At 48.7% G+C, this 12268-nt stretch carries 13 protein-coding genes and 1 tRNA gene; 6 read left to right on the top strand and 8 right to left on the bottom strand.

The window, feature by feature from the left end; translation table 11 throughout:
• Positions 1-84: 84 nt before the first annotated feature.
• Positions 85-321, top strand: a complete 237-nt coding sequence (locus SFW65_04450; GenBank protein MDX1922362.1) for a hypothetical protein — start codon at positions 85-87, stop codon at positions 319-321.
• On the opposite strand, the gene SFW65_04455 is transcribed toward SFW65_04450, so the two are convergent.
• Genes SFW65_04455 through SFW65_04465 form a run of 3 tightly spaced genes read right to left on the bottom strand, consistent with a single transcriptional unit; the run spans position 318 to position 2340 of the window.
• A complete protein-coding gene (locus SFW65_04455) occupies positions 318-737 on the bottom strand; it encodes an MAPEG family protein (protein MDX1922363.1) in 420 nt (139 codons plus the stop codon). The genes SFW65_04450 and SFW65_04455 overlap by 4 nt on opposite strands.
• Before the next feature lie 35 nt (positions 738-772).
• Positions 773-1441, bottom strand: coding sequence for a thiamine phosphate synthase (gene thiE / locus SFW65_04460; protein ID MDX1922364.1), 669 nt, complete (start codon positions 1439-1441; stop codon positions 773-775).
• Positions 1411-2340 (bottom strand): class I fructose-bisphosphate aldolase, encoded by a 930-nt coding sequence (locus tag SFW65_04465; GenBank protein ID MDX1922365.1) that lies wholly within the window; start codon positions 2338-2340, stop codon positions 1411-1413. The genes thiE and SFW65_04465 overlap by 31 nt, the downstream gene beginning before the upstream one ends.
• Positions 2341-2565: 225 nt before the next feature.
• Here SFW65_04465 and gyrA point away from each other — a divergent pair, with 225 nt between their 5' ends.
• The gene (gene gyrA, locus SFW65_04470; GenBank protein MDX1922366.1) at positions 2566-5313 is read left to right on the top strand and encodes a DNA gyrase subunit A; all 2748 of its coding nucleotides are present in this window, start codon (positions 2566-2568) and stop codon (positions 5311-5313) included.
• 51 nt (positions 5314-5364) lie between these two features.
• Positions 5365-5877: a pantetheine-phosphate adenylyltransferase gene (coaD, locus tag SFW65_04475; protein ID MDX1922367.1), complete on the top strand. Its 513-nt coding sequence runs from the start codon at positions 5365-5367 to the stop codon at positions 5875-5877.
• Between the two features lies 1 nt (position 5878).
• Here the strand turns inward: coaD and SFW65_04480 are convergent, their stop codons facing one another.
• From SFW65_04480 to SFW65_04490, 3 genes are all read right to left on the bottom strand, one after another.
• Entirely contained in the window at positions 5879-6937 is a 1059-nt protein-coding gene (locus tag SFW65_04480; protein ID MDX1922368.1) for a hypothetical protein, read from the bottom strand.
• Positions 6938-7086: 149 nt separating this feature from the next.
• Entirely contained in the window at positions 7087-7713 is a 627-nt protein-coding gene (locus SFW65_04485) for a hypothetical protein (protein ID MDX1922369.1), read from the bottom strand.
• 7 nt (positions 7714-7720) lie between these two features.
• Positions 7721-8365, bottom strand: a complete 645-nt coding sequence (locus SFW65_04490) for a hypothetical protein (protein MDX1922370.1) — start codon at positions 8363-8365, stop codon at positions 7721-7723.
• A gap of 176 nt (positions 8366-8541) precedes the next feature.
• On the opposite strand from SFW65_04490, the gene SFW65_04495 reads away from it, so the two are divergent.
• Positions 8542-8617, top strand: a tRNA-Lys gene (locus SFW65_04495).
• Between the two features lie 145 nt (positions 8618-8762).
• Here SFW65_04495 and SFW65_04500 read toward each other — a convergent pair.
• Positions 8763-9143 carry a hypothetical protein gene (locus SFW65_04500; protein ID MDX1922371.1) on the bottom strand — a complete coding sequence of 127 codons (381 nt, stop codon included), beginning with the start codon at positions 9141-9143 and terminating at the stop codon, positions 8763-8765.
• Positions 9144-9341: 198 nt separating this feature from the next.
• Here SFW65_04500 and SFW65_04505 point away from each other — a divergent pair, with 198 nt between their 5' ends.
• Complete coding sequence (locus SFW65_04505) at positions 9342-10325, top strand: magnesium transporter CorA family protein (protein ID MDX1922372.1); 984 nt, start codon at positions 9342-9344, stop codon at positions 10323-10325.
• A 61-nt stretch (positions 10326-10386) separates the two neighbouring features.
• Positions 10387-11178, top strand: a complete 792-nt coding sequence (locus tag SFW65_04510) for a hypothetical protein (protein MDX1922373.1) — start codon at positions 10387-10389, stop codon at positions 11176-11178.
• Here the strand turns inward: SFW65_04510 and rssA are convergent.
• Entirely contained in the window at positions 11175-12179 is a 1005-nt protein-coding gene (gene rssA / locus SFW65_04515; protein ID MDX1922374.1) for a patatin-like phospholipase RssA, read from the bottom strand. The genes SFW65_04510 and rssA overlap by 4 nt on opposite strands.
• Positions 12180-12268 lie beyond the last annotated feature (89 nt).

Raw genomic sequence — 12268 nt, forward strand, 5'->3', positions numbered from 1 at the left:
TGAACAAATGATAGAACCAATATATCGTAAAAGACGTTACGAGATTGGTATGACTTATGGATAACTTGGGGGGGAGGAACAATCATGGCAATTATGGACTGGGCAGCATGGTGCGTGATAGCGGGACTATCATTTCTTTCCATTGGCGGTTTGCTCATCTGGGCGTATGGCGATTCGATGAACCCCAAGAAAGTTGAAGCAGGGTTGGCTGGCATGACCAGCAAGCGCCCAAGCTTTATGGGCGTGATTGTATATGGCATTGCTTTAATGGTGGTGGGGCTTGGTTGCCTTGTTCAGGGCACGCTGTTCTTGATGAACTAGCCTATTTTGCTCACCAGTGTGGGCAAGAGTGCATAATAAATTGCCGCAAGACTGCTAATCATCAAGGTAAGGTACGTGGTTTGCGTACCGATAATGCGCATGACATTCGCAGCGCTATCCTTACCAACGCCATACGCATGAAGAATACGCGCCGCAAGTAACATGATGCCAAGGCAATGTAGTACAGGCGTGGGCGCTCCATGCACTTCAATCAGGAACATCAGGATTAAACACATCGGTACAAATTCAACAAAACTGTGCTGGGCACGTTCTGCCCTGCGCCATAATTCCTCGTTACGTGATACGGCGTTAATTGCCACGCGGATATATTCGCGGAAAATATTCAGCGAAAGCACAAGCAGTAATAACCCGAAAATTCCTGCATATAAAATGGTGACGGAAGGGGTGTTGACCATGAAAACCTCGCAGCAAAAAAACGAACACCAAAACCTTAAGCTGTTTTTTTATGTTGGTCGATTGCTTTTTGCAGTTCCTTTGCGCCTGTTACTGCGCCGTCTGCGTGATTCCACACTTGCCCAATAACGGCAACGAATTCGACGCCGATCTGAACCAACGGCACGCAATTTTGCGCGGTTATCCCGCCAATGGCTACGCACGGGGTTTTTACCGCTATCACCCAATCTTCGAACACGCTCATGGGAACCAGCGGTGCGGTTTCTTTAGTGGAGGAGGGGAATGCCGCGCCAAACGCCACATAATCCGCGCCTGCTTCGGCTGCATCCATGGCGGCATCTTTGCTGGCATAGCAGCTCACACCTATGATTTTATCTTTGCCCAAAATGCTGCGCGCCATCGTATAGGTCATATCGTCTTTGCCGATATGCGCGCCATCCGCGTTAAATCGTTTTGCTAAATCCACGCGGTCATTCAAAATGAATGCAATATCGCGTGACCAGCAAATGGGCATCAACGTATCAATCGCGCGTTCCCAATCTTGGGTGGTTTTATTCTTGATGCGAAGTTGCACGCATGCGATATCCGCCGCATCAAGCACCGCCGGAAGCTGCTGCGCAAGTGTTTGCAACTCGAATTCCGGCGGGGTGATGAGGTAGATGCGCGTCAGGTTTATTACGCCTTGCCTTGGTAGATCTTCACCAATTCATCCAGCAGCTTCAATGCATCTTCGCGTGGGCGTTGGAAAGAGTTGCGACCGATGATGGAACCATTGCCGCCGCCATCACGAATGGCGCGTGCATCATCGAACACGCTGCTTTCGCCCTTGGTTGCGCCGCCGCTGAACACCACAATACGGCGACCGTTAAAGCAGCATTGCATGATGTGCTTCACGCGCTCGGCTTGGGTTGCGCGTGCGATGTTCTTCGCTTCATACACTTTCTTGGCTTCGCCTTGTTCCAGGAAATCAGTTGGCAATTTTACCTTAATGATATGTGCGCCAAGAAGTGTTGCCATGTGCGCAGCATAAGTAATGACATCAAACGCAGTTTCGCCATCTTTTGAAAGATTTCCGCCACGTGCGTATGACCACAACACCACAGCCAAGCCGTTTTCTTTTGCTTGGCGTGACAGGTCACGGAATTCTTCATACTGGTCATACATGACGTCTGACCCAGGATAAATTGTGAAACCGATTGCAGAGCAGCCGAGACGCAGCGCGTCTTTCACGCTGGCGGTTACGGCTTGGTCTGGCGCTTCCTTTTGGCGGGAAAGGCTGTTTGCGCTGTTCATTTTCAAAATGGTTGGAATGGTTCCGGCAAATGTGCTTGCGCCAGCTTCGAGCATACCTAGCGGAGCAGCATAGGCGTTCAGTCCCGCATCGATTGCCAATTGGTAATGGTAATGCGGGTCATACGCATCGGGGTTTGGTGCAAAGCTACGTGCGGGGCCGTGTTCAAATCCTTGATCTACTGGAAGGATGATCATCTTGCCGGTGCCGCCCAAACGTCCTGCCATCAACATGCGGGCAAGATTGCCTTTGGTGCCGGGGCAATCGCTATCATAATTATCAAGAATTTCGCGTACTTTACGGGTGAGTTTCATCTGGGAGCCTTCAACTAAACGGGATTGAGATTTGAAGCTTTTTAACTAGTGGAAGTGGGGCAGAATGGCAAATCTTCTTTCTAAACTCTAATATCAAAAATCCCCTTAAAATCACCCTGTAACACATTGATTAACAAGCGTTATTTAGACTTATAAATGCTTGCTTTTCTTCGCGCCATGCCTACACTCACGGCATTAGAATCATAAATCTATTAGGAAAAACACGTGAGCAGTAATCAAAACACCTTGCCACCACAATCACCATCGGGGCAACCACCTTCAAACAGCAATACGCTTCCCATCACGATTGAAGATGAGATGAAAAAATCCTACCTCGATTACGCAATGAGCGTAATCGTGAGCCGCGCTCTGCCAGATGTGCGCGACGGATTGAAACCGGTTCACCGCAGAATTTTATACGCCATGAAAGATGGCGGCTATGACAGCTCCAAGCCTTACAAAAAATCCGCCCGCATCGTCGGTGACGTGATGGGTAAATATCACCCGCACGGTGATAGCGCGATCTATGATGCAATGGTTCGTATGGCGCAGGATTTTTCCATGCGTCTGCCGCTCATTGACGGGCAAGGTAACTTTGGTTCGATGGATGGCGATCCGCCAGCCGCGATGCGTTATACCGAAGCGCGTTTGGGCAAAACCGCCGAAACCTTGCTGGAGGATATTGATAAAGAAACCGTAGCATTCCAGCCCAATTACGATGAATCCGTCTTTGAACCAACGGTGCTTCCTGCACGCTTTCCAAACCTGCTTATCAATGGCGCAGGCGGTATTGCGGTGGGTATGGCCACCAATATTCCAACGCATAATCTTGGCGAAGTGATTGACGCATGCTGCATGCTGATCGATAACCCTGAAGCGTCGATAGAAGATCTGATGGAAGTGATGCCTGCGCCCGATTTTCCAACGGGCGGTATTATTTTGGGTCGTAATGGCATTCGCTCCGCATTCCATACGGGCCGTGGTTCCATCATCATTCGTGCGCGCACGCAAATTGAAGAAGTGCGCAAGGATAAGATGGCGATTATCGTCAACGAAATCCCATATCAGGTCAACAAACTTCGCCTGATCGAAATCATCGCATCCCAAGTGAACGATAAGGTTATCGAAGGCATTTCCGATTTGCGTGATGAATCCGACCGCGATGGCGTTCGTATTGTGATCGAGCTTAAACGCGAAGCGATGCCGGAAATCGTGCTCAATCAGCTGTATAAGCATACCCCGCTGCAAACATCGTTCGGCGTGAACATGCTCGCATTGCGCGATGGCCGCCCTGAGTTGCTCAATATCAAGCAGGTGATGGAAGCGTTCCTAACCTTCCGCGAGCAGACCATTAACAAGCGAACGGAATACGAATTATCACAAGCCCGTGACCGCGCGCATATCTTGGTTGGCTTGGCGATTGCCGTTGCAAATATTGATGAAGTGATCAAAATCATTCGCGGCGCTTCAGATCCTGCGATTGCAAAGGCTGAATTGCTTGCCCGTGAATGGTCAGCAGATGCGATTGCACCATTACTAATGCTTGTGGAAGGTAGCGAAGATAAATCACGCAAGACCTACCGCCTTGATGAAATTCAGGCGAAGGCCATTCTGGATTTGCGTTTGCATCGCTTAACGGGCCTTGAACGCGAAAAAATTTCCAACGATTTGAAGGAAATTGCCGCGCGTATTGCCGATTACATCGACATTCTTTCCAACCGCCCGCGCGTACTTGCCATCATGCGTGATGAAATGGCAGCGATTAAATTGCAATTTAATACGCCGCGCCGTACTACGGTTGAGGATCTGGAATTTGAAAGCGATATCGAAGATTTAATCCAGCGCGAAGACATGGTGGTGACTGTTTCGCAGTCCGGTTATGTCAAACGTGTCCCGCTTTCAACCTATCGCGCGCAGCGCCGCGGCGGTAAGGGCCGCACCGGTATGACCACGAAGGAAGAAGACGTAGTGGTAGATGTGTTTGTGGCGAATACCCATACGCCGATGCTGTTCTTCTCATCGCGCGGCATGGTCTATGAAATGAAGGTCTATAAGCTGCCGCTGGGCAACCCCGCATCGCGCGGCAAGGCATTGGTGAACCTGTTGCCATTGCAGCAGGGTGAAACCATCACCGCCGTGATGCGCATGCCGGAAGAAGAATCCCGTTGGGAATACCTCTACGCCATGTTTGCTACCTCGGCTGGCACTGTGCGTCGTAACAAGCTGTCCGACTTCACCAGCATCCGCCAATCCGGTTTGATTGCCATGAAGCTGGAGGAGGGCGAAAAGCTCATCTCCGTTCATACCTGTGAAGAAACCGACGATGTGCTCTTGGCTTCCAAACTGGGCAAGGCTATTCGTTTCCCGGTTGATGACATTCGCGTATTTGCGGGCCGTAACTCCATGGGTGTGCGCGGTATTAAACTGGCCGATGGCGATGAACTTATTTCTATGTCCATCATCAAGCATACCGAAGCAACAGCCGAAGAACGCATTGCTTATTTGCGTGCGGCTGCCGCGCTTCGCCGCGCGGAAAGCGGTGTGGAAGAAACGGTGGAATCGGATGAAGAAGGCAGCGTTGCCAACATCACGCTTTCACCCGAACGAATGAAGCAATTGGCTGATGCTGAGCAGTTCATTCTCACTGTTTCAACATCTGGTTTTGGCAAACGCACATCATCTTATGAATACCGCATCTCTGGCCGCGGTGGTTCGGGAATCTGGGTTATGAATATGGGTGCAAAAAACAACGCAATCGTTGCTTCTCTGCCTGTGGAGCTGAGCCAGGATCTGATGCTGGTATCCAATGGCGGACAAATTATCCGTATGCCTGTAAAAGACATTCGTGTGGCTGGCCGTGCAACGCAGGGTGTAACGCTATTCCGTGTTTCGGAAGGGGAACAAGTGGTTTCCGCTGCGCTCATCCAGCAGGAAGAAGAAAATGCAGCTGAAGAAAGCAATACAACCGAATGACCAGCAGCCAAATGATCCGTCACGGCATCAAGCCAGGAACACCTAACTAACATGGCAAAAAAAACATCCGCAGATGATCAGTTGGTTGGCCTTTATCCCGGCACCTTTGACCCGATTACCTTGGGGCATACCGACATTATTCTGCGCGGCGCAAAGGTCGTGAACAAGTTGGTGGTCGGCGTTGCCGATAATGCGGGCAAAGGGCCGTTATTCAGTCTGAAAGACCGCATCAAAATGGTCGAAGCCGAAGTTGCCAAGCTTGACACAAAAACCGAGATTATCGTTCGCCCATTCAAAAACCTGCTGATCGATTTTGCAGGGCAGGTGGGTGCGCGGGTGATTATTCGCGGGCTTCGTGCCGTGTCCGATTTTGAATATGAATTTCAAATGGCGGCGATGAACCGCAAGATCGCACCGGAACTTGAAACCATGTTCTTGATGTCATCGGATAAGTACCAGTTCATTTCTTCCCGTTTTGTTAAGGAAATCGCGCGCCTCGGCGGCGAGGTCAGCCCGTTCGTGAGCGACCGCGTGCTTAAACACATCAAACAAAAACTGAAATAATTTAAACAGACCGTACAAGGCTGATAAGACCGCGCTTACGTGGACGCGGCAGCAGCGGCATGGCGTTTCCTTGCGCGGTCAATAATTCCACAGCGCGCTGGCCATCGGCGTTCAATTCGTCGCCCACCATATACGGTGTGTAATTTTTCCGGAAGCCAAGGAACATACCATAGATATCATGCTTGCCTTGCAGCTCGATGATTTGGGCATTTGTTTCCGGATCAATAATCGGTTCACCGGTTTTTGGATTTACCTGTGGCACATATTTGCATAAATGCTCGATAACCGCTTCTTCACGCACAACGCCGCCATGCTTTGCTGCATCAGCATCAACCTTTGCAACGTCTTCGATAATTTCGCCTATTTTATCAAAGAAGGTGGCAATGCCCGCGCTCTTGCGAATGTTAAATCCGTTATTATATCCAACGATCATGTTGCGGTCTTCGCCAATATGCCCTGTAACAACACGGCCAGTGCCAGGCAATGATTTGTACACATGCGTGCGGCCAGTGGGCACGTAATCGCCTTTATATCCTGCACCTCTGGTTTGTTTTGCATGGAAACGTATCGCTTCCACGGTCCAGATGCCGATGGCGCTAACCACGCATTTAACCAACTGCCCTGAATTCAACGCATCGCACACGCCTTTGTGGGTGATGGCTTGCCCGTACAAGCGGAAGATTTTTTCCATCACTTCGCCAGCTTCATCGGGATCGGGGAAATAATCCATATCCATGACAACTACGCGATCGGGGCGCAATATTGCTTCCGACATTTCACGGGTACTGTTGTCTTGTAATGTTTCGCCTTCTAGCCGCGGAATATCGAAAGCTAGAACTTCCGCATGTTTGTGCTCCAAACGTCCATTCATGATCAGGTTTTTTACCAGATCATAATATTCCAATGCCGACATCTTCGGCAGGTTGTCATTCACGCTTTGATCAGCGCCGGAAATGACCGAAAAAGTAACCAGTGGGCGCTTCGAACGCATTAGGCGTGAATAGAGTGTAGGGGCTTGGATGATCTCATGAATGATGGGATCGCCTGCTGTAATGGCCATGACTATAACTCCAGAAAAATCACTTTTATTGTTTAATGGCCGCATTTTTAACAACTAAACTACGAAAGTAAAGCGGGAGATTTTTGAGGCAAAACTTGGATTTCAATGCGTTAAACGCGTGGCAATACACCAGTAAAAAGTTAATCTAATTAACGCCGCCAACTGGGTGCCAAAAACGACGGCCCTTTCATGTGCGCGGGGCGGCGATAAATACCCATCGACATATCGGCAGCGTTTAACCCTGCAACCCGTATGCGCCCAACCGTATCAAAACCATAAGCAGTGGGTTTTAATAGGCTGTCCAGATCATATTCGCCTTGTCTGGTATTCCCGGTTGCATAAGCAATACGGAAATGCGGTGTTTGCCGTAATTCATCCAGAGCATACAGAACCAGATCATTCGCAGTTTCTTTATTGCCAATAAAAGGCACACGAAAGAAATTGAACAACGCAACCGGTTCATTTGCGCGATGCGTAATATTCAATCTCTTGCCTTCAACAGGCGAATACGCAGCATAACCCATAAGTACACCATCACAGCGGGCGGTAAATACACCGCCATGCGCATGACATTGTTGAAACGTGGATATAACTTGTCCGAAAATTGGTGGCAACCAGGAACGACTACGTAAAGAAGGCAGCACATCGTGATCGGTAATCGTCGCTAGTACTCTTTGCATAGCGACAGGTTGTACTGCGCGGAAGTGAAACCCCATCACCTCATTCAATTGTGCGGCATCATCAGGTGGGATGGAAGCACAGATGATCTCGCTCATATTATCCCTATGGTGTTAAAATGGCGGGGCGGGCCGGGCCAATGCGCGGTGTTTTCATGCCCTTATATGCCTCATTGATGCCCGCGACAACAAGACATGTGTTATCTGGTGCACCCGAATAGCGATGGGATAAAAACGATTGTTTTTCAGGTCCCATCAACGCATCTATGGATAAAAGGCTTGGATCTTCATCAATCGATTTTCCATAGGCAATACGGCGAATTCCACGCTGTGAAATTAGATCCAGCGCCGCGATAACCAATGATTTTCCTGTTTCGACATCGCCTTTAAAATCATGCAGTTTGAAAAAATTGATGAGCCCAACATAGTCATCGCGCGCAGTGTCAATACCAAGAACTTGCGCTTTGTAAGGCATGTAGGATGCAACGCCAATGGTTTTTCCGGCTGCGTTCTTTGCAACAATCACATGGCCTGCAAACAAGCATTGCTGGAATTGCTGGATACTGGCTTTGACAAAAAGATCGCCGTCTTTCTTGCTGCGTGCCGCAAATTGAATGACCCCTATATCATCCAATGCGGGGTCAACCATAATATTGCCAACACCTAAATTCGCTTTCCAATAGCATGCGAGGGCGGCCTGAAAGCCAGCGACATCTTGGGAATCGAGCTTGGAAATGGTGGCGGCTGGCATCAAAAAATCCTTTAAAATATATGCCAATCTAACAACGCATTTTGAAAGTAATATGGACTTTTTGCGGGATGGCGGTACAGAAGCGCTAAAACAGCCTATAATCGCTTAAAATAATCAAAATCAATGAGTTGACCTACAGGGCGCGAAAGGCTATTAAACCACATCTTTGAAATAAAGACCCTGTAGCTCAGCTGGTAGAGCACGCGACTTTTAATCGAGTGGTCATGGGTTCAAATCCCATCGGGGTCACCATTTCTTGGAGTTCTTTTGAACCCATGTTTTTGTCGCGCTTCGCGCGCGGTTCAAATCCCAACGGGGGTCACCATTTCTTATGTGCACGGCAATCGATGCACTATAATCAACGCAAACTATGTGCATCTAAAACTCAATAAAATGGTTATGGAGCAAGGCCTTTTTTAGGCCTGAGATAGTTATCCATGATTTGTGCTCTGGAAATATCAGCCGCTGCGGCGATTGCACCCTGATTATCCGGATAACTTCTGCTGAGGTATTGATTTTTAAAATAATCAGCACCTAAAACTTCATGCATATCCCGAGCAAATGTTTGCGGTAAAACTCCGTTGGGAGTTGTCAAATGTGTGCCACGACCGTCAAACGTCATTGTTCCGCCGTTCCCATTTGCATTAGGGTATTCCAGTCTTACAGAAAGTCTGTTGGTAGATGGATCGGGAATTCCAAGTGCTCTTGCCTGTCTACCATCAGCAAATGTAATGTTGACATATCCTTGATGGTCTGGCGCGCTGTATGTTGTGCCCATTATGAATTCCTCTTGCAGCCACTAATTGCCAGATAATTATCGTTTTGAAATGATAAAAAAATGCTAATTGGCAGATTTATGTATCAACATACTGATAGCAAAAGGTTTTTTTGATGACTATAGTTTGATCTGACTATTGGGTGCTTCAAACAACACAAAATCTCGGCTTTAAAAAACAACTGCAGGATAATCCCAAGAATGATTCAATATTATTCCAATCAAAATGGCGTTGTAACTGTTTCCGAAACCAAGTCCGCAGATACGCCAAATATCTTCTGGTACGACATTATAAATCCGACCAAGGAAGATGAAGCGCAGATTGAAAGCCTGCTGGGCATTGATTTGCCCACGCGCGAAGAAATGCAGGAACTGGAAGTATCCGCGCGCCTTTACAAAGATGATCAGCAATTATTTGCCATCGCATCCTTCCCGGTGGAACAATCCGAAGATGATTATGCGAATGTCAATATAACCTTTGTGGTGTCGAAGGATTATATCGTCACCATGCGTTATATGCTTACCCGCGTTATCACGCCGTTCGCCACAAAACTGCTGCGCAAACCCGCGCCCAATGCTCAGGAATTGTTATTGAGCATGATGGAAGCATTCGTTGCTGCCTTTGCCGATATGCTGGAGAAGAAAACCGCGCGGCTTGATGGTATTGGTCGTACTATTTTTACTGAACCCCATGCGGCTAAAACCAAATCACTTAATAGCTTTTCGGTACGTAACTGGCGCAGCATGCTTCAAAACATCGGTATGATCGGGCAGAAACTGGCCGTCATCCGTGAAGGGCTTGTCTCGTTTTCGCGTATGGCTACATTTTTGCATGGGCAAACTAACCATGCGTGCTTTGATAAAGAAGCATCAGCGCGGCTTGCAACCATTGAACGCGACAGCACGCATTTATCCGAACACGCCGATTATCTATCCGACAAGGTCAGCTTTCTACTTGAAGCAACGCTGGGTTTGTTGAACGTCGAGCAGAACCAGATTATCAAGCTGTTCTCGGTCGTGTCCGTGGTATTGATGCCGCCCACGCTGGTAGCCAGCATTTACGGCATGAATTTCGAATGGATGCCAGAATTGAAGTGGCATTTTGGCTATCCGGCGACGATCACGCTGATGGTGCTTAGCGCCATATTGCCATTTGTGTACTTCAAGTTCAAAAAATGGCTGTAATTCGTTAACGAAAGTAATGCTGGTGTAGTGGGGCGGCCATGCATTTGGCTACAACTATGTCATGGCGATTAGCTTAAATACTCAACCTGCGCATGAATTCGGTGATGATTTCTTTGAAATCACCAATGTTGCCCCGCGCCAGGAACAGCGCGATGCACTGGCATTTCTTACGCATATCGGATTGAAAATGCCCATATTGTTTGGCGGTTCCATGCGCGATGTGGTGTATGGCCTGCCATTTAAAGATGTCGATGTGCTGGGTTCATACCGCGATATTGGCGATAAAACACTGCCGGAAATTGCCCAGGAAATCGAAGCGCGCCTTAGTGCGCAAAGTGATGTTAGCGCTATTTTTACACGTATCAAATTCAACTATCACACCGGTGGCCAGCAGTTGATCGTGCAATTCTTGCATAAGGGCGTCGCCGTTGACGTAACGCTGGAAGATACGCAGCTTAGTATTAGTCAAGCGCAGGCACGTGAAAACGTGACTTTGTCGGGTGCTTATATGAACAGCGATGGCCGGATAATTGTTCATAAAAGCTTTCTTGATGCGGTAAATGGCGCCACGTTTAAAGTAGTCAAATATCGCTCTGCCAAGCAGTTCCTGATTGCTATTGAACGCTATATTCGCTTGCGTAAGCGCGACGCATACCGTGATTATAAGTTTCGCGTGGATATTCGTGCCTGTTTCCGCAATCGTGGCACCACGTTGCCCGAACCGTGGCCCAGCATGGCTGGCTTTTTTAAGCATGCAAAACGGCTGCTCGGACGTGCAAAATTGCACGAACCAGTTCACCCTATCAATCCAAGAAAATCAGAACCAAAGCCTGACGAACCTGCGCAGAATTAATCTTCGCGTTCGTCTTCATCGACTTCTTTTTCATCGATGTCTTTTTCTTCGCTAACCACGGTTTGCGCCAAAACCGATAATGCATCGGCAATTTCAGGACGCACGCGGCTTACTGCCAATTCGCCTTCGGCAATCGCATCCTCGGCGCGGTCAAATTCCAACAATCCCACATTCCCCAAACGCGGTGCAATCATTACGTCGGGTGGTTCGCCTGCCATACGCGAGCGTGTGATACGGTCCTGCATGATGTTGAGTGTTGCAACCATCACCCCAAACAGGCTCGGCCCGTCGCTCTCACGCCTAAATACGCGGCGCGACAGACTATCCATCGTGGGCGAACCTTCATCCCCCGTCTGGTCAATCATCTTGAGCAAATCAAAGCCAGCAGCGGTCGGTATGGATGATCCCTGCTTGCGGGATTTGCCAATAATATCCGAATTGAGGTTTACAGCGATGACCATATCTGCGCCAAGTGCGCGGCATGCAGCAACCGGAACAGGGTTTACCAAAGCGCCATCCAATAGCCAGCGGCCTTGCATTTTCACAGGGGTAAAGACACCGGGCATAGCAAACGATGCGCGCATCGCATCCACAATGCTGCCTTTTTGCAACCAGACTTCATGGCCCGTGACAAGGTCGGTAGCCACGGCAGTGAAAGGGTGACCCAAATCTTCGATTTTTGTTTCGCCAACATAGCTGCGGATTTCATCGGTGACTTTTTCGCCGCCAATTAATCCGCCGGTGCGAATACGCAAATCCAGAAAATTGATAATTTTTTTCTTATTCAGTTGCAATGCCCATTGCTCTAGCTCATCCAGCTTATTGGCAAGGTATAACCCGCCCACCACAGCGCCGATGGATGCGCCTGCAATAATGTCCGGTTCCAGACCTAAACGCTTCAATCCACGAATAACGCCGATATGTGCCCAACCACGTGCCAATCCGCTGCCAAGGGCTAAGCCAATTTTGCGTCGGGAAGGGTTTGCAGTACGTTCGTTCATGGATACAAAATCAAGGGTAGGGGTTGATCACGCAAGTTCAAACCTTAGTATAGAAGACTAGTTCTAAAGACTTTATTGCCGTAACGCCC

The sequence above is a fragment of the Alphaproteobacteria bacterium genome (genome assembly GCA_033762625.1).
GTDB lineage: Bacteria > Pseudomonadota > Alphaproteobacteria > UBA9219 > RGZA01 > RGZA01.